Below are 16,964 nucleotides of genomic sequence, written 5' to 3'. Positions count from 1 at the left end.
TCCACGACTATGTGGTGACTATTCGCTTCACGCCCTTGTGGATCACTAAGATACGTGTTCGTCGTGGCGGGGGGCCCGGGGATTGTAAGGAGACCGTTATGTACGGCAGACCGGCCGCCTGGCGCGTTCCCGGCTACACCGAGATACGCGAACTCGGCACCGGCGGCGCCGGACAGGTGATTCTCGCCAGACACGATGCCGACGGCACGTTGGTGGCGATCAAATACCTGTCCGAGGAGCTCCGCTCCGACCTCAACTTCGTGGCCAGATTCCGGCACGAGGCCCGCCTGCTCGCCCTGATGGAGCGCAACCCGCACGCCGCCCGCTTCTACGAGTACGTGGAGCATCCGGCGGGCGCCGCCATCGTGATGGAACTGGTGGACGGCGTCTCGCTGCGCGCGATGCTCCGCTCCGAGGGCCCGACCGGACCCGAGGCGGCGCTGGCCGTGCTGAAGGGTTCCCTGATCGGCCTGGGGATCGCCCACGAGATGGGCATCGTGCACCGGGACTTCAAACCCGAGAACGTCATGGTGGAGGCGGCCGGCCAGAGCAAACTGGTCGACTTCGGCATCGCCGCCCGAGCCGGCGAGGGCACCAACGTGTCCGGCACCCCGGCGTACATGGCGCCGGAGCAGTGGTCCGGCGCCGCCGCCGGGCCGACCACCGACGTCTACGCGGCCACCGTGGTGTTCTTCGAGTGCCTCACCGGCACCCGCCCGTTCCGGGCCACCAACCTGGCCGCGCTGGCCCGCCAGCACCAGGCCGCCGCGCCCCCGATCGAGGAGGTCCCGCACCAGCTGCAGGGCCTGATCGAGCGCGGCATGGCCAAGCACCCGGCCGACCGCCCGCCCTCGGCCGAGGCGTTCCTGCGCGAACTGCAGGCCGTCGCCGCCGACGCGTACGGCGACGCCTGGGAGGAGCGCGGCCGGCGCCGCCTGGCCGCCCTGGCCGGGCTGCTGCTGCCGTTCTTCCCGCTGACCGAGGAGGCCCCCGAGGTCTCCACCGCGCTCGGCGAGACCAAATTGGGCGGCGGCCTGTTCAGCCGGACCGTGATGAAGATCGGCCTCACCGTGGTCGGCATGGCCGTCATCGCCGGCGGCACCGCGGTCCTGGTCGGGTCGCTCAGCGGCACCCAGCTCCAGGCCGGGGAGACCACCCTGTCGCCGACCGCGTCCGCGGTGGGCGGGGAGATCCCGGTCGAGGAGATCGAGGACACCGAGGAGCCGGTGGTCCCGGCGGAGACGGCGGAGCCGGAGCCCACCGACACGGCCGCCCCGCCGCCGACCACACAGCCGCCCGCCACCCTGCCGCCGGCGCCGCTGCCGACCCCCACCGCGAAGCCGACGACCAAGAAGCCGACCCCCAAGCCCACCAAGAAGCCGACTCCCAAGCCGAGCGGCGACCCGGCCGACCCGACCACCTCGATCCCGGGCGAGCCCACCCCGACCACGCGGCCGACGACCCGCACCCCCACCCCGACGGCACGGCCGACGACCCCCACCCCGACCACGCCGACGCCGAGCGACCCGCCGAGCTCGGAGCCGCCGCCCAGCAGCGAGCCGCCGACCATCACGGTGGACGAGTCGCCCAGGGAGACACCCGCGGAGACCCCGCTGGCCGAGACCGCGGCCGGGGTTCTCGCGATCGGCCTGATGACGACCGGCCTGATTCCCGCCACACTTGCCGTGAGGCGATTCACGGGAAGGCATCGGAGGCGGCGGTAGATGCACGACGGGGGGAGCGTCGCCGGGCATCGACTGACCGGACGGGTCCGGATCAGCGAGCTCGGCACCTGGCATGACGCGGTGGCGCCGGACGGCACGCCGTCCGGTCTGCTGCGGTTCGAACAGCGTCTGCTGGCCGATCCTGCCGCCCGCGACCGGCTGGTGGCGGCGGTCGGCGCGGACCGGCGGCTACAACAGGGCGGGCACTCCGGCCTGCTCCCTGTCGCCGACCTGGTGACCGCGCGCGGGGACGTCTGGCTGATCAGCGGCCGCCGGGCGATGCCCACGGTGGCCGAACTGCTGACCGACGGCGGGCGCACGCCCGACTCGGGCAGCGCCGCGACCATCCTGGTGGAGACCGCGCAGGCCCTGCTCACCGTGCACGCCGCCGGGCTCACCCACGGCGCGCTGCACCCGGGCACGATCGTGATCGGCGAGGACGGCACGGCCATGCTCGCCGAGCGCGGGCTGCTGGAGGCGCTGCGCAGCGAGCCGACCTCGGTGGAGCGGGACGTGGCCGCCTGGTCGGGGCTGGCCCGCGGGCTGGCCGCGAGCTGGGCCGCCGGGCAGTCCGCGCAGCTGCTGGACCGGGCGGCGGCGATGGCGGCCACCCGGGGCCTGAGCGCGGCCAGGGACACCCTGCTGGGCGGTCGCGACCTGCTGCCGGCCGGGTTCACCACCCGGGAGCGGCTGGTCCAGACGCTGCACGTGTGGTCGGCCGCCGACGTGCCGACCGCGCCGCCCCCGCCGGCCGTGCCGGAGACGGGCGAGATGCGCACCCTGCTCGATCCCGGGGTGATCCGCGCCCAGGATCCGGCCGGGCCGGGCGCGCCCGCCGACGGGTCCGGGATGCGGTTCGGGCCCGGCGTGCCGGTGGACACCACCGCGGCGCAGATCTGGCGGCAGGGGCGCAACCAGTCCACCCAGCACACCCCCGACCTGCGCGGGCACGTGAGCGGCCCGGCCGCGGCCGGACGGCCGTCGAAGCGGCGGACCGCCTGGGCGGGCAGCATCCTGCTGGCCATCCTGATCGCCGCGGTGATCCTCTGGCTCCGGCAGGCGCCGGGGCTCGCGCTGGAGGTCGCCAAGGTGGACGTGCAGGCCCCGAAGAAGGTGCAGGGCTGCGACTCCACGGCCAAGATCGTCGCGGTGGTCAGCACCAACGGCGGCGCGGGCACCTTCTCCTATGTCTGGGAGCAGAGCGACGGCCGCAAGATCCACGAAACCCAGCGCGTGGAGTCTGATACGAAATCTCTGGATTTGCCATTGCTCTGGAAGGTGACCGGCACGGGTAGCCTCAAGGGCACCGCAACCCTGCGGATCCTGGACCATACCGCTACCGGGAAACCCATTCAGGACAAAGCGAGCTTCTCGTACAAATGTTGATTTCACTAGGCTTCCGGGCATGACGACGACCCCGGCCGGTTGGTACCCCGACCCATACGGCTCCCCCCAGCTTCGTTGGTGGGACGGTTCGCAGTGGACCGACGCCACCCATCCGCTTGAGCAGCAGGCCGCCCAGGCCGCTCAGCCGCCGGCTCCGGCGGCCCCCGACTCCACGACCGCGGCGGCGGCGCCGACGGCCGTGCAGTCGGCCCTGGGCCAGCCAGCGCCGGGTCCGTCGCCCAGCCCGTCGGCGCAGTGGACCCACCCCAGTGGCCAGCCGGGACCGCAGGGTCCGGCGCCCCAGTGGGGCCCGGGACCTGGGTCTGGACCTGGACCTGGGCCTGGGCCTGGGCCTGGCGCGCAGCCGCAGTGGGGTCAGCCGAACCCGACCGCGATGATGCCGCAGCCCCAGTTCGGCGGGCCCCCGCCGTACGGCCCGCCGCCGAAGGCGTCCTCGCCGGCCCCGTGGATCCTGGGCGGCATCGCGGCCGTGGTGGCCGTCGCCCTGGTCGTCGGCGCGGCCTTCGTGTTCATGAACCGTTCAAATCCGACGCCCGTCGCCGAGCCCTCGGTAAGCGTGCCGTCGCTGCCGCCCGAGACCCAGGACCCGGGCGAGGTGCCGACCCCGCCGCCCAGTCAGCAGCCGCTCACCGAGCTGCCGCAGCCGGCCGGGGACCGGATCGAGGACCCGCTGGCCGGGCTGTCGTACCTGTTCCCCGGTGACCCGTGGACGGTGCCGAAGGCGGAGTCGGTCAACGCGCCGAACAATCCGATGATGCCGGTGTTCACCAGCGGCTTCCAGGCGGTCTCGCAGGAGAACTTCGACGGCCAGGAGGGCAGCGTCTGGGTCGGCTCGGTCTACGCGGCCCGGTTGCCGGAGGTGTTCCCGTACAGCGGCCCGCAGGATCTGCGGAATGTCACCAGTGCGTTGCTTGTCGCTTACGAACCGATTTTTTACACTCCGGAGCACACCCGGAAGATCGTGAAGAACGAAGCGATCAAGGTCAGCGGGAAGGACGCCTGGGTCGTCTCGTACGTGATGGATTTCAGCGAGCAATCCGCGGCGAACAACTGGAAATGGAAGACCGAACCGGGCGCGTTCGTGCTGGTGGATCAGGGTCCCGGGGAGCGACCTTCGCTGTTCTACGCCTCGATTCCCGACAATCTCGACGTGTCCGTCCTTGACCAGGTGCTGGACTCGCTCCAAGCGGGCTGACCACGCGCACTACTCTTAGGTCATGAACGACCTGCTGGTCTGGATCGACTGTGAGATGACCGGGCTCGACCTCGGCCGCGACGCGCTTGTCGAGGTGGCCTGCGTGGTCACCGACGGCGAGCTGAACCAGGTGGACGCCGGGGTGGACGTCGTGATCAAACCGCCGCCGGAGGCGCTGGAGCAGATGTCGGAGGTCGTGCGCGCCATGCACACCGCCTCCGGTCTGCTGGAGGCGCTGGCCGGCGGGGTCACGCTGGCCGAGGCCGAGGCGATCGTGCTGGAGTACATCCGCGGCCACGTGGCCGAGCCGAAGAAGGTGCCGCTGTGCGGCAACTCGATCGCGACCGACCGCTCGTTCCTGGCCCGGGACATGCCGATCGTGGACGCCTTCCTGCACTACCGGATGATCGACGTCTCCTCGATCAAGGAGCTGGCCCGGCGCTGGTATCCCCGGGTCTACTTCGCCTCGCCCGAGAAGCAGGGCGGCCATCGGGCCCTGGCCGACATCACCGAGAGCATCCGGGAATTGCGCTACTACCGGGCCGCCGTGTTCGTGCCGCAACCCGGTCCCGACTCGGCCACGGCGCGCGACGTGGCCGAAGCGATTACAAGTTCGTAGTTGGCACCTGTAACCGCTACACTCATCCTTGTACGCAACGATCAAGCGGCGGACATGGTGGGTGTAGCTCAGCTGGCAGAGCGCCAGGTTGTGGTCCTGGATGTCGTGGGTTCAAGTCCCATCACTCACCCCAGCGAGAGAGGCCGGTCCCCAGGGACCGGCCTTCCGCTTTTCCCGGGTACGGCACCCGCCCGAGCGACCCGATTGCCACGCAATTGCGCGGAATGGGCGAGTAGTCCACCGACATCCGCCCCAAAGGTCCATATCGCAGGTTATGCTCGCCTTCAACCGCTACGCCGGAAGCGCGGGGGGCCTCGGCGCCTTGACTCTGCCCACGGAGGCCGGATGAGAGTCGATGACCGCACCGGAACGAGCCTCAGCAAGCGCGAAACCGAGGTCATGGACCTCATCGCCATCGGACACTCCAACGGCGAGATCGCCCAGCGGCTGTTCCTCAGCGAGAAGACCGTGAAGAACCACGTCAACCGGATCTACTCCAAACTCGGCGTGGACTCCCGGGGCACCGCGATCGACCTCTGGCGCGCCGCGAACACCGACTAGGCACCGATCAGCCCCCGGCCAGCGCGGCGCGCAGGCGGCCGATGCCGTAGTCCAGGTCCTCCGGAGCGACGTTGAGGGCGGGACGCAGCCGGACCGAGCGTTCGCCGCACGGCAGCATCAGGACGCCGCCTTCCTCGCGTAGCCGCCGGACCAGCTCGTCCCGATCACCGGGAACATCGAACGCGCACATCAGCCCGCGCCCGCGGGCGTGCCCGACCAGGCCGTCCGACTCCAGGCCGCGCAGCGCGCCGAGCAGTTTCTCGCCCAGGATCGCGGCGCCCGGGATCAGCCCGTCCCGCTCGATGATCTCCAGCAGCCGCCGGGCCCTGACCATGTCGGTGAGGTTGCCGCCCCAGGTGGAGTTGATCCGCCCGCTCACCCGGAACACGTTGTCCGGCACCAGGTCCACCCGCCGCCCGGCCATGATCCCGCCGACCTGCGTCTTCTTGGCGAACGCCACGATGTCCGGCGCCAGCCCCAGCTGCTGGTACGCCCAGGCCGTCCCGGTCAGCCCGGCCCCCGTCTGCACCTCGTCCAGCACGAACAGCGCCTCGTACCGGTGGCACAGCTCCTGCATGGCCAGCAGGAACTCGGGCCGCATGTGGTTGTCGCCGCCCTCGCCCTGGATCGGCTCGGCCAAAAAGCAGGCGATGTCGTGCGGGTGCCGCCGGAACGCCTCCTCGGCCTGCCCCAGCGCGTGCACCTCGGCCCGCTCGACGTCGCCGAAGTGGATGGCGGGGACGTCGACGCGCGGCCACCCGAATTTGGGGAACCGGTCGGTCTTGACGGGTTCTGTGTTGGTCAGCGAGAGGGTGTAGCCGCTGCGGCCGTGGAAGGCGCGGGTCAGGTGCAGGACCTGGGTGCCGAGCCCCGGATGACGGCCGTTCGCCTCGTTCCAGCGGCTCTTCCAGTCGAAGGCGCACTTCACGGCGTTCTCCACGGCGAGCGCGCCGCCTTCCACGAAGAACAGGTGCGGCAGTTCCTGATCGCCCAGCACCCGGCTGAAGGTCGCCACGAACCCGGCCAGTTCCTCGGTGTAGAGGTCGGAGTTGGCGGGCTTGTTGCCGGCCACCCGGCCCAGCCGGGCCAGGAACTCCGGTTCGCCGTCGAACGGGTTCAGCCCCAGCGGCGCGGAGGCGAACGACGTGTAGAAGTCCAGATATTTCCTGCCGTCGCGGGCATCGACCAGCCAGGAGCCCTTGCTCCGCTCCAGATCGAGGACCAGCCGATACCCGTCGACCAGCAGATGCCGGCCGAGCCGCGTGCGCAGATCGTCCATGTCGCCTCCACGTTGAGTCGAATGACAACATGATTGCCTCACACGCGGCCCGAATTGTGAATACCTTCCTCCTACACAGGAGGACTACCGGATGTTCTTCAGGCCGCCATCGGGTGCGCGTGGTGCCGGCTGGTGTGCGTCACGTTCCGCTCCCGGAAGGAGAGCACCACCATCGCGACGCCGAGCACGATCGCGAAGACGCCGATCAGCCAGACCAGCGAGAGCGCGCCCGCCCCCGGCCAGATCATCAGGACCAGGCCGAAGAGCGCGGAGAGCACGCCGGTGACGATCATCTTCCCCTCGCCCTCGATCTCCTTGCGCCGCATCACGGCGCCGACGATCTCGACCACGCCGGTGATCAGGAACCAGGCTCCGATCAGCAGCATCAGGGCCAGCGCGGTGATGGCCGGCCAGACCAGGACCGCGATCCCCGCCGCCAGGCTGATGATGCCGGAGAAGGCCAGCCAGCCACGTTCCTTCGTGGCTCCCTCCCGGAACGCGCCGTAGAGCGTGAAGATCCCGTTGACCAGCGCGTACACGCCGAAGACGACGACCAGGGCGACCAGCGTGATCGCGGGCCAGATCAGGGCGATGAGCCCGAAGATGATCGCCAGGGCACCCCGTACCGCCAGCGTCCACCATCGCCCGGGTTCCGTCCCCGTCTTCGAGGCCCCGGAGTACACGCCTGAATTCATGTTGGACATGACGCCACCTCCATCCCTAGTACGTGTCCACCAGAATGCCGTGGCCAAGCCCCCATATCCCCCAAATTGCCGTCAATCCTGACAAAACAAACGCCACGCGACTACAGGGCGTTGAGGAATCTCGCCGCGACCGGGACCGCGGCGCCCGCGCCGGTGCCGCCGTTCTCCACGAAGACGGCGAAGGCCAGGTCGTCCTGGTAGCCGACGAACCAGGCGTGGTCCGGGCGGCCCTGGCCGACCTCAGCGGTGCCGGTCTTGCCGGCCACGCCGGCGGGCAGGCCGCCGTTCATCGCGGTGCCCTCGGTCACCACGGCCGCCATCATGGTGCGCAGGCCGGCCGTGATGTCGGCGGGCAGTTCGCGCGGCATCGGCTGCGGCAGTTCGGCCGCGGGGAGCAGGTGCGGGGAGCGCCAGGTGCCGTTCTGGACGGCCGCCGCCATCGCCGCCATGCACAGCGGGCTCGCCTCGACCGTGCCCTGCCCGAACGAGTCCTCGGCCATCGCGTCGTCGTTCTGCGGCGGCGTGAGCGAGCCGCAGGTGCCGCCCGCGCCGGTGGCCAGGTCGGTGCCGAAGCCGAACCTGCCCGCCTCGGCGGTGAGCGTGTCGGCGGTCAGGCGTTCCACCGCGAGCTGGGCGAACGTGGTGTTGCAGGACTGGGCGAACGCCTGCCGGAGTGAGAGCGTGCCGTGGTCCCTGCTCTGGTAGTTGAGAATCGGGCGGCCGTTCGGGATCTGGTATCTGGCGGGGCAGGGCACCGTGGCGTCGGGCGACAGGCCCGAGCCGAGCACCGCCGCCGCGGTGACGATCTTGAAGGTCGAGCCGGGCGGGAACTTCTGCTGGAACGCGCCCTTGCCGCCGAGCCGGTCCGCGACCGCGAGCACCTCGCCGGTGGACGGCCGGACCGCCACCAGCGCGGCCGGGTTGGCCACGCCGTCCAGCGCCCGCGCGGCCGACATCTGGATGTATCTGTCGATCGTGGTGGTGACCCGGGGCGCGGGCCCGTCGCCGTCCTCGCGCAGCAGCTCCAGGGCCGTCTCGCCGGGGTTCTTGATCTCCGCGATCCAGCCCGCCTCCCCCGGATGCGCCCCCGCCACCAGATCCGCCACGTACGGCTCCGCCCCGCTGTCCAGCGGCAGCGGCTCGCCCTCCCTGGTGGCCAGCCGGGGGGCCTGGCCGGGGACCGTTCTGCGGGTCACGTGGCCGCCGAACTGGAGGTCGGGGTAGATGGCGTCGGGCAGCCAGTCCACCCGCCACTTCGGGCCGTTCTTCAGCAGCCGGAGCACCGAGACGTAGGTGAGCTTCTTGCCGCCGGCCAGCTGCCAGGTCCCGGTGAAGGGGAGTTCGACGGTGTTCTCGCCGGTCGGGTAGATGCGGCTGGGCGCGAGCCGTACCGACTCGGAGCCGACGGCGGTCTGGAATTCGCGGTGCAGGCTGGCGAAGTCGCGCGGGACCTCGATCAGCAGGTCGGCCATGGCGTCCAGGTCGCCGCGCGCCCAGGCGGTCAGGTAGGCGTCGCCGACCTCCGCGGGGGTCTCCTCGTCCTCGACCAGGGCGTCGTCGACGCTGGGGCTCGGCGGAGCGCTGGGCGTGGCGGTGGTCTCGACGGCGCCCGGCTCACCGCGGGCGCTCATGATCAGACCGGTGACGCCGAAGATGAATATCGCGAGCGACACCGAGATCAGGACGAGCAGCGGCCGCCTGCGCATACGGTTTCTCCTGGACGTTGGAGAGTGCACTCCTGGATATATCACGCATAGGAGACAAAATGGCGAAGGTTAAGGAGCCCCGGCAGGGACGGTACCCGGTGACCTTCGGCGAGGTCGAGCTCCTGCGTGACCTCGACCGGCCGTACGGGTGGGTGCTCACCTCCGGCGGGGTGCCGCAGTCGTACGTGGATCTGGCCGACCCCACCCACCTGGACTTCGAGTACGTCCAGCTCATGGGCACGGTCATCGACGTGCTGCCGCAGGGGCCGCTGGACGTCGTGCACGTCGGCGGCGGCGCGTGCACGCTGCCCCGGTATGTGGCGGCGACCCGGCCGGGGTCGCGGCAGATCGTTATCGAACCGGACGAAGGGCTGGTCCAGCTGGTCCGCGACCAGCTCAGCCTCAAGTCCGTACCGCGCCTGAAAGTGAAGATCACCGACGGGCGGCGGGGGGTGGCCGAGATCGAGGACGGCTACGCCGACCTGGTCGTGCTGGACGCGTTCAGCGGCGCGACCATGCCGGTGGAGCTGGCCACCGCCGAATACCTGGCCGATCTCGCGCGCGTCCTGCGCCCGGGCGGGACGCTGCTGATCAACGTCGCCGACGGCCGGGGCCTGCGGTTCGTCCGGCGGCTGGCGGCCACCGTGCGCCGCGCGTTCCGGCACGTGCTGCTGCTGGCCGAGCCAGGCGTGCTGCGCGGGCGCAGGTTCGGCAACCTGATCCTGGTCGGCTCGGCCCGCGAACTGCCGGAGGACCGGCTGGTCCGGGGCGCGGCCGGCGGCCTCACCCAGGCCCGCTGCGTGTACGGCGAGGACCTGGTCAACTTCGTGGCCGGCGCGGCGCCCATCCGGGACGGCGAACCGGTGCTGGCCCCGGTGCCCCCGCCGGAGGTGTTCGGCTAGGAGCCTTTAGGAGCCGCCGTGCTCGGCCACGATCCGGTCGATGTGCCCGGCCAGCTCGTAGTCCAGGTCGGTCAGCCCCCCGGTGGAGTGCGTGGTGAGCGCGAAGAAGACGGTTCGCCACCGGATGTCGATGTCCGGATGGTGGTTCATCCGTTCCGCCTCGTCCGCGACGGCGGTGACGATGCTGATCGCGGCCGGGAAGTCGGGCGCGTTGACCGTGCGGCGGAGCGTGTTGCCGTCTCTGGTCCAAGAGGCCGGCTCGGGCGCGTTGTCCATGGCCCGAGCCTAACCATCTCGGCTCAGAACATCGGAGCGCCACTCCCCGGCGCGGGCGAGGTCTTCGCCCGGGACCTGCGGGCCATCGACATCACCCCGCGCACCATGTGGGTGGCGTGCGTCTGCTGGCGGGTCGCGATCGACTCGGCCAGGATCGGCTCCAGCTCCGGCATCAGCCGGGGCAGCTGGGTGACGCTCCACTCGTGCCAGCGGGAGAACTCGGTGCCGCCGCTGTCGCTGTCCTCGCCCCGGTAGGCCATCATGACCGGACAGTGATCGTTGGCGTAGCCGAGCCAGGACTCGATGGCCGAATTGAATCGTTCCACCCGCGAGATCGCCGCGTAGAACCAGCCGTCCTCCCCCAGGTAGTCCTCGTCGCCGGCCTTGGCCGGGTAGGCCCTGGCCAGCGCACCGTGCAGAAACAGCCCACTGGCCACCACCAGCTGGCGGCCCTCGGACCAGTCGATCGTGTCCTGGAGCGGTCCAGGACAGCTCGACTCGATGGCCGTGCGCTGGTAACTCGTGGGTTCCCGCTCGAAACGCACGTGGACCTCGGCCCACATGTAGTACTTGGCTTCGCCTGCCCCGAAGAAGGGGAAGGGGAATTCATTCATCTGTTCTCCCGGGGAGCCTTGCCATCCCGATCTACCTGAGATCGGTGAAATCAAGGTGTCAGCTGCCCTGAACTCCTAGCATCCGTAGTATTACGGGACTTTACTGGGACCCGTGTTCGTCGGACGTGTGTCGGAGTTGTCAGCGCTGGCTGAGGCGGCTGAGCGTGGCGGGCTCGCCGAGGTGGTCGGGGAGCCAGGGATCGGCAAGACCAGGCTGCTCACCGAGTTCGCCGGCCGGGCGGAGAAGAACGGCCTGACCGTGCTCCGCGGCCGGGCGACCGAGTACGAGCGGGAGATGCCGTACCGGGCCTTCGAGGAGGCGTTCGATCCGTTCCCGACCGGGGACCGGCTGGTGCTCGCCCGGGAGGTGCGGGCCCGGCTGGCCGCGGTCTCCCCGGCCGTGCTGATCCTGGACGACCTGCACTGGGCCGACCCCGGCTCGATCGAGCTGCTCGCCTACCTGCTGCGCCGCCCGCTCCCCGCCGAGCGGGTGCTGCTGGTCTGCGCGTACCGGGACAGGCAGGCCGGGGTACGGCTGCCCGCCGCGCTGGCCGAGGCCGGACCGGCCGCCGTGCCGCACACCCGGCTCGCGGTCCCGCCGCTGGCCCTGGCCGACGCGGAGTCGCTCATCGGCCACCGGCCCGGCCTGCGCGCCCTGCACGCCGAGAGCGGCGGCAACCCGCTCTACCTGGAGGCGCTGGCCGCCCAAGCGGACCGGGGCGCCGGCGGCCGGCACGACCTGACCGGCCTGCTGCTCGGCGAGATCGCCCAGCTGCCGGCCCCCGAACTGCTGGCCGCCCAGTCGGCGGCCGTGCTCGGCGACGAGTTCACCCCCGACGACGTGGCCATGGTGCTGGACTCCCCGCACACCGAGGCCCTCGGCCGGCTGGCCGGGCGGGACCTGATCCGCCCGGCGGGCAGCGGCCGGTTCCGGTTCCGGCACCCGCTGCTGCGCCGCCTGGTCTACGAGCGGGCCGACCCGGCCTGGCGGATGAGCGCGCACCGGCTGGCCGCCCGCGAGCTGACCCTGCTGAACGCGCCGGTCCGCGAGGTCGCCCACCACGTCTCCAGGACCGCCAGCAGGCACGACCCGAACGATCTGAAGACGCTGATGACCGCCGCCAGGGAGGCCGTCATGACGGCCCCTGCCGCCGCCATCGAGTGGCTGACCGCGGCGCTGCCCCTGGTCGGCGACCTGGCCGACCCGGCCTCGGTGGAGCTGCGGGTGCTGCTGGCGCGGGCGTACACCTTCGACGGGCAGTTGGAGGCGGCCCGCGCGGCCATGCACGAGCTGCTGCCGCACCTGCCGATCGGCTCCCGGGGCGAGGTGGTGGCCGCCTGCGCCGTGGTGGAGCGGCTGCTGGGCCGCTACCAGGAGTCCGCGTCGCTGCTCAGCGCCGAGGTCGGCAAGGGCGGCCAGGGCGCCTGGCTGCACCGCGAGCTGGCCACCCTGCGGCTCCAGATGGGCGACGTGGGCGGCGCGCTGTCCCAAATCTCCGAGGCGATCGCGGCGGCGACCACCCCGGAGGACGAGGCGGCCGCGCACTCCCTGCTGGCCTTCACCGCCGCCTACGAGGGCAACCCGCAGCCGGCCGAGGAGGCGATCAGCCACGCCCGCGGGCTCGCCGACGGCCTCAGCGACGCCGCGGCCATGCGCGAGCTCACCTGCCTGTCCCGGCTGTCCTGGGCCGAGCTCTTCCTGGAGCAGCACGCCGACGCGGAGCGGCACGTGCGCCGCGCGCTCGCGCTGGCCCGCCCGCTCGGCCGCAGCGGCATCCTGGCCGACGTGCTGACCGCCGCCGCCCAGATCTGCGGCCGGACCGGCCGGCTGGCCGAGGCGATCGCGTTCGGCCAGGAGGCCGAGGACGTCGCGCACCAGTCCGGCAGCCCCACCCTGCTCGCCCTGGTCCAGGCCATCCACGCCGAGTCGCTCGCCTACGTGGACCTGCCCAGGGCCGTGCACCTGGCCACCCGGGCCGGCGAGTCGGTGGCCGGGGTGGAGGGCTGGTGGTCGGCCACCACGGTCTGCCTGTCCGCCCAGGTCATGCTGGTGGCGGGCGAACCGGACCGGGCCCGCTGGATGCTGCTGGGCATCGGCGGCGGCGTCGGCATGCCGCAGTGCCAGCCCGGCTACCGCCCGATGTGGCTGGAGTCCCTCGCCCAGGCCGCGCTGGGCTGCGACGAGGTCGCCTGGGCCAGCGCCGCCGCGAACGCCGCGCTGGCCGCCGCCGACGCGCTCACCCTGCCCGCCCAGCGGGCGTTCGCGCTGCGCGCCCAGGCCTGCGTACGCGCCGCGGAGGGCGACCAGCACACCGCGGCGGCGCTGGCCGAGCAGGCCGTCGGCCTGTTCACCGACGTCGCGATGCGCCCGCAGATGGCGCGCACCCTGCTGATGACGGCGGGCTGCCGTACCGACCCGCACCACGCCCTGGCCAGCGCCAAGAGCATCGCCGTGGACATCGGCGCGACCGTGATGGCCGAGGACGCCGAGCGGGAGCAGCGCCGGCTGGCCGCCCGCGCGCCGCGCCGGGGCGAGCTGCTGACCCGGCGCGAACGCCAGATCGCGGAGCTGGCCAAGACCGGCATGACCAGCAAGGAGATCGCCACCAAGCTGATGCTCAGCAGCCGCACGGTGGACGACCACCTGGCTCACGCCTACCGCAAGCTGGGGGTGTCCTCCCGCGCGGCGCTGGCCGGTGTGCTGACCTGAGCTACTTGCCGACTCCCGCGGTCAGGCCGGACTGGATCTGCCGCTGGAAGATGACGTAGACGATCAGGATCGGGATGATCGCCATGCTCAGCGCGGCGAACAGCGCCGCCCAGTCGGCCTCGTAGCCGGCGCTGGTGGAGATGTTGGCGATGCCCTGGGTGATCAGCCAGAGGTCCTGCTTGTCGCCGGGGAGCAGCACGATCGGCAGCAGGTACTGGTTCCACTGGCCGATCACGTTGAAGATCGTGATGCTGATCAGGCCCGGCCTGGCCATCGGCATCATGATCTGGAAGAACGTCCTGGTGTGCGACGCGCCGTCCATCATCGCGGCCTCGGCGACCGTGTCCGGCAGCGACCGGAAGAAGGACGCCAGGAAGAAGACCGTGAACGGCATCGAGAAGGCCACGTACACCAGCACCACGCCGGCGTGGGTGCCGAGCAGGCCCAGGTTGTCGACGACCTTGTAGAGCGAGGAGAGGGCCAGGAACGGCGGGATGGACAGGCCGGAGACGAACAGGATGTAGATCAGGCGGTTGCCGAAGAACCGGTACCGGGCCAGCACGTAGGCGGCCATCGAGCCGAACAGCATGGTGAAGAAGGTGGAGATGGCCACCACGATCACCGTGTTGACCATGTACTGGCCGATGTGGGAGGTCTCCCAGGCCCGCCCCCAGGCGTCCCAGTGGAAGTTCTCCGGCAGCGCCAGCGACCGGCCGCCGAACAGCTCGGTGTTGGTCTTGAACGAGCTCAGGAAGGTGTAGATGATCGGGGCGACGGTCAGGATCGTCCAGATGAACAGCGCGAGATGGGACAGGCCGCCGAAGACGCCCGGCCCGGAGCGCTTGGTCGCGGAGGAATTGGCCATGATCTAGAACTCGATCCTCTCGCGCCGGGTCACCCTGAGGGTCAGCGCCGCGAAGGTCAGCACCAGGAAGACCAGGGCGACGCCCATCGCGGACGAGTAGCCGAAGCGGTAGTAGCTGAACGCCTGCCGCCAGATCTCCAGCGGGAGCACGGTGGTGGCGTTGTCGGGGCCGCCGCGGTCCACCGAGAGCACCTGGACCAGGGCGAAGCAGTCGAACGCGGCGATGCCCAGGTAGACCCAGCCGACCTGGACGGTGTTCCAGATCAGCGGGATGGTGATCCGGAAGAACAGGGTGAACCGGTTCGCGCCGTCCAGCGCCGCGGCCTCGAAGATCTCCTTCGGCACCGAGGCCATGCCGGCCGAGAACAGCACCACGTAGAAGCCGACGGCCTGCCAGACCGCCACCCCGATGATGGTCCACAGCGCCAGGTCGGGGTCGATCAGCCAGCCGACCGGGTCGACGCCGATCAGGGCGAGCGCGCTGTTGAGGATGCCGTCCTTGTCCGGGCGCAGGATCGCCTGGAACAGCACGCCGACGATGGCGACCGCCAGCACCTGCGGGAAGAAGAAGACGACCTTGTAGAAACCGGAGCCCCAGACCCCCGCCATCCGCCCGTTCCGCTGCCCGCCGCCCAGATTCAGGAGGAAGGAGAAGAACAGCGCGATCAGCAGGGAGAGGAGCGGCATGGCAAGCAGGATGACGCCGTGGTGCCGGACCGCCGCCCAGAACACATCGTCGTCGAACAGCCGGGTGAAGTTATCGAACCCGACGTACGCGAACGTCGGCGAGATGCCCCGCGAGTTCGTGAACGCCAGCTGGATGGCCTGCAGGTTCGGGCTGACGAAGAAGACGATGTAGAGCGCCAGGGGCAGCAGCAGGAACGAGACGATGAAGCCGTACCTGCGGAGCGCCGAAGGCGTCAGCTTGCCATGCCGCATCGGATCACACGTTCCGGGTCTGCTTGGTGATCGAGGAGTCGTTCTTGGTCTTGTCCGCGGCCTCCTGCATCTTGGTCGCGAACTCCTCGGCCGAGATGCGGCCGAACATCAGCGCGTTGGTCTGCTTGCGCAGCTCGGTCTCCAGCTCCTTGTACCAGCCCTCGAACGTGGAGAAGGTGACCACGTTCTGGCCGGCCGCGGTCTGCATGTCGGCGACGCTCTGCAGGCCCGGCGAGAGGGTCAGGCCCTCGGTCGCGCCGATGACCACGGTGAGGCTCTTGGTGCGCTCGGTGAAGTCCTTGGCGCCCTGCTTGGACAGCATCTGGCGGAGGTACTCCAGGCCGCCCTGCGCGTTCTTGCCCTTGGCCGGGACGACGAAGCCCTCGGCCGCGGCGGCGCGGACCGCCTCGTACGGCATCTTGTCGGCCGCGCTGACGCTGGGGGTCGGCGCGACCGCGTACTTGAACTCGGCCGGGGTGTCCTTGGCCTGCTCGGCCTCCAGCCACGAACCCGACGGGTACATGGCGATCTTGCCCTGGTTCTGCTGGGTCTGCACCTCGGTGTGGATCAAGCCCTCGTAGGACTTGTCCATGAACTTGCCGATCTCGGCCCAGGCCGCCGCGGACTGCTTGATCGCATCGTTGTTCCACGCGTTGTCCGCGAGGTTGTCGATGTTCAGCAGGATCTCGTTGCCGCCGATCTTGGCGGCCGAGATGAGGATCATCCAGTACGCGTAGTACGAGGCGTTCTTGCCCGCGTACGCGAACGGGACGACGTCCTTGGCCTTGGCCGCCTCGGCGAAGGTCTTGAACTCGTCGAAGGTCTTCGGCGGGGTCCAGCCCTCCTTGGCGAACAGGGCCGAGTCGTACCAGAGGCCGTAGGCGGTGTAGACGTAGTTCAGCGTGTACGGCTTGGCGGGGTCGCCGCCCAGACCGGACTCGATGGTGCCGGGGACGATGATGTCCTTGACCTTCTTGGCCGGGTCGTCGACCGAGGGGGCCTCGAACAGCGGCGTCAGGTCCAGCAGCTGGCCGGCGCCGATCAGGGCGCCGCCGTCCAGGGCGTCGGTGCCGGAGTTGTTGACCACGTCGGGCACGTCGCCGGAGGCGAAGCGCGGGGTCAGGGTCTGACCGATGGTCTGGATGCCCTGGTGTTTGATGGTGGCGCCGGGGAACGCCTTCTTGTACAGCGGTTCGTGCGACTGGGTGGCGTACTCGTCGCTGTACCCACCCTTGAAGATCACGACCTCAAGCGGAGCGTCGGCCTTGACCCCGAACGGGTTGCTGGCGGACGTGGCGGCGGCGGTGGACGCGGCGGCTGTGGGGGCCGCCTCCGAGCCACCGGAGGTGGCGCACGAGCTCAGGAAGCCGGCGGCGGGGCCGGCCACGAGGGCGGTGAGGCCGACGCGGCGCAGCATCTGGCGACGCGTGATCTCGCGGGGCGTGTTGGTCATGCAACTCTCC

15 protein-coding genes and 1 tRNA gene are annotated in these 16,964 nt (G+C 70.7%); 8 read left to right on the top strand and 8 right to left on the bottom strand.

Features of this window, described 5'->3' with window-relative positions:
• Positions 1-98: 98 nt before the first annotated feature.
• The 6 genes from Acor_RS08950 to Acor_RS08925 all read left to right on the top strand — a co-directional run bounded on the left by Acor_RS08950 (position 99) and on the right by Acor_RS08925 (position 5,506).
• Positions 99-1,724, top strand: coding sequence for a serine/threonine-protein kinase (locus Acor_RS08950; protein ID WP_155336096.1), 1,626 nt, complete (start codon positions 99-101; stop codon positions 1,722-1,724).
• A complete protein-coding gene (locus Acor_RS08945; RefSeq protein ID WP_155336095.1) occupies positions 1,725-3,110 on the top strand; it encodes a protein kinase family protein in 1,386 nt (461 codons plus the stop codon).
• Between the two features lie 19 nt (positions 3,111-3,129).
• The gene (locus tag Acor_RS08940; protein ID WP_155336094.1) at positions 3,130-4,326 is read left to right on the top strand and encodes a DUF2510 domain-containing protein; all 1,197 of its coding nucleotides are present in this window, start codon (positions 3,130-3,132) and stop codon (positions 4,324-4,326) included.
• Between the two features lie 22 nt (positions 4,327-4,348).
• On the top strand, positions 4,349-4,945 hold the full coding sequence (orn, locus tag Acor_RS08935) for an oligoribonuclease (RefSeq protein ID WP_155336093.1): 597 nt from the start codon (positions 4,349-4,351) through the stop codon (positions 4,943-4,945).
• A 57-nt stretch (positions 4,946-5,002) separates the two neighbouring features.
• A tRNA-His gene (locus Acor_RS08930) sits at positions 5,003-5,078 on the top strand.
• A gap of 212 nt (positions 5,079-5,290) precedes the next feature.
• Positions 5,291-5,506, top strand: coding sequence for a helix-turn-helix domain-containing protein (locus Acor_RS08925; RefSeq protein ID WP_155336092.1), 216 nt, complete (start codon positions 5,291-5,293; stop codon positions 5,504-5,506).
• 7 nt (positions 5,507-5,513) lie between these two features.
• Here Acor_RS08925 and lat read toward each other — a convergent pair whose 3' ends face one another.
• From lat to Acor_RS08910, 3 genes are all read right to left on the bottom strand, one after another.
• Positions 5,514-6,785, bottom strand: coding sequence for an L-lysine 6-transaminase (gene lat, locus Acor_RS08920; protein ID WP_155336091.1), 1,272 nt, complete (start codon positions 6,783-6,785; stop codon positions 5,514-5,516).
• 98 nt (positions 6,786-6,883) lie between these two features.
• Entirely contained in the window at positions 6,884-7,489 is a 606-nt protein-coding gene (locus Acor_RS08915; protein WP_246238514.1) for an HdeD family acid-resistance protein, read from the bottom strand.
• A 101-nt stretch (positions 7,490-7,590) separates the two neighbouring features.
• A complete protein-coding gene (locus tag Acor_RS08910; RefSeq protein ID WP_155336090.1) occupies positions 7,591-9,195 on the bottom strand; it encodes a penicillin-binding transpeptidase domain-containing protein in 1,605 nt (534 codons plus the stop codon).
• A 59-nt stretch (positions 9,196-9,254) separates the two neighbouring features.
• Here Acor_RS08910 and Acor_RS08905 point away from each other — a divergent pair, with 59 nt between their 5' ends.
• Entirely contained in the window at positions 9,255-10,097 is an 843-nt protein-coding gene (locus tag Acor_RS08905; RefSeq protein WP_155336089.1) for a spermidine synthase, read from the top strand.
• A 6-nt stretch (positions 10,098-10,103) separates the two neighbouring features.
• Here Acor_RS08905 and Acor_RS08900 read toward each other — a convergent pair whose 3' ends face one another.
• Positions 10,104-10,373 (bottom strand): 4a-hydroxytetrahydrobiopterin dehydratase, encoded by a 270-nt coding sequence (locus Acor_RS08900; protein ID WP_155336088.1) that lies wholly within the window; start codon positions 10,371-10,373, stop codon positions 10,104-10,106.
• Positions 10,374-10,396: 23 nt separating this feature from the next.
• Positions 10,397-10,987: a hypothetical protein gene (locus Acor_RS08895; RefSeq protein ID WP_155336087.1), complete on the bottom strand. Its 591-nt coding sequence runs from the start codon at positions 10,985-10,987 to the stop codon at positions 10,397-10,399.
• A 112-nt stretch (positions 10,988-11,099) separates the two neighbouring features.
• Between Acor_RS08895 and Acor_RS08890 the strand changes: the two genes are divergently transcribed.
• Entirely contained in the window at positions 11,100-13,697 is a 2,598-nt protein-coding gene (locus tag Acor_RS08890; RefSeq protein WP_155336086.1) for an ATP-binding protein, read from the top strand.
• Between the two features lies 1 nt (position 13,698).
• Here Acor_RS08890 and Acor_RS08885 read toward each other — a convergent pair whose 3' ends face one another.
• The 3 genes from Acor_RS08885 to ngcE are packed head-to-tail and all read right to left on the bottom strand — an operon-like array spanning position 13,699 to position 16,954.
• Positions 13,699-14,562, bottom strand: coding sequence for a carbohydrate ABC transporter permease (locus tag Acor_RS08885; RefSeq protein WP_155336085.1), 864 nt, complete (start codon positions 14,560-14,562; stop codon positions 13,699-13,701).
• A gap of 3 nt (positions 14,563-14,565) precedes the next feature.
• Positions 14,566-15,501, bottom strand: a complete 936-nt coding sequence (locus tag Acor_RS08880; RefSeq protein WP_155336084.1) for a carbohydrate ABC transporter permease — start codon at positions 15,499-15,501, stop codon at positions 14,566-14,568.
• Between the two features lie 4 nt (positions 15,502-15,505).
• On the bottom strand, positions 15,506-16,954 hold the full coding sequence (ngcE, locus tag Acor_RS08875) for an N-acetylglucosamine/diacetylchitobiose ABC transporter substrate-binding protein (protein WP_155336083.1): 1,449 nt from the start codon (positions 16,952-16,954) through the stop codon (positions 15,506-15,508).
• Between the last annotated feature and the right edge of the window lie 10 nt (positions 16,955-16,964).

The organism is Acrocarpospora corrugata, from assembly GCF_009687845.1.
In the GTDB taxonomy this organism is placed as follows: Bacteria; Actinomycetota; Actinomycetes; order Streptosporangiales; family Streptosporangiaceae; genus Acrocarpospora; species Acrocarpospora corrugata.
This window is presented reverse-complemented; position numbering and strand designations above follow the sequence as displayed.

What these genes read in the sequence shown, in the direction of transcription:
- Acor_RS08950 (WP_155336096.1), top strand. Translation starts at nt 99, where the DNA reads ATGTACGGCAGACCGGCCGCCTGGCGCGTTCCCGGCTACACCGAGATA.
- Acor_RS08945 (WP_155336095.1), top strand. Translation starts at nt 1,725, where the DNA reads ATGCACGACGGGGGGAGCGTCGCCGGGCATCGACTGACCGGACGGGTC.
- Acor_RS08940 (WP_155336094.1), top strand. Translation starts at nt 3,130, where the DNA reads ATGACGACGACCCCGGCCGGTTGGTACCCCGACCCATACGGCTCCCCC.
- orn (WP_155336093.1), top strand. Translation starts at nt 4,349, where the DNA reads ATGAACGACCTGCTGGTCTGGATCGACTGTGAGATGACCGGGCTCGAC.
- Acor_RS08925 (WP_155336092.1), top strand. Translation starts at nt 5,291, where the DNA reads ATGAGAGTCGATGACCGCACCGGAACGAGCCTCAGCAAGCGCGAAACC.
- lat (WP_155336091.1), bottom strand. Translation starts at nt 6,785, where the DNA reads ATGGACGATCTGCGCACGCGGCTCGGCCGGCATCTGCTGGTCGACGGG.
- Acor_RS08915 (WP_246238514.1), bottom strand. Translation starts at nt 7,489, where the DNA reads ATGTCCAACATGAATTCAGGCGTGTACTCCGGGGCCTCGAAGACGGGG.
- Acor_RS08910 (WP_155336090.1), bottom strand. Translation starts at nt 9,195, where the DNA reads ATGCGCAGGCGGCCGCTGCTCGTCCTGATCTCGGTGTCGCTCGCGATA.
- Acor_RS08905 (WP_155336089.1), top strand. Translation starts at nt 9,255, where the DNA reads ATGGCGAAGGTTAAGGAGCCCCGGCAGGGACGGTACCCGGTGACCTTC.
- Acor_RS08900 (WP_155336088.1), bottom strand. Translation starts at nt 10,373, where the DNA reads ATGGACAACGCGCCCGAGCCGGCCTCTTGGACCAGAGACGGCAACACG.
- Acor_RS08895 (WP_155336087.1), bottom strand. Translation starts at nt 10,987, where the DNA reads ATGAATGAATTCCCCTTCCCCTTCTTCGGGGCAGGCGAAGCCAAGTAC.
- Acor_RS08885 (WP_155336085.1), bottom strand. Translation starts at nt 14,562, where the DNA reads ATGGCCAATTCCTCCGCGACCAAGCGCTCCGGGCCGGGCGTCTTCGGC.
- Acor_RS08880 (WP_155336084.1), bottom strand. Translation starts at nt 15,501, where the DNA reads ATGCGGCATGGCAAGCTGACGCCTTCGGCGCTCCGCAGGTACGGCTTC.
- ngcE (WP_155336083.1), bottom strand. Translation starts at nt 16,954, where the DNA reads ATGACCAACACGCCCCGCGAGATCACGCGTCGCCAGATGCTGCGCCGC.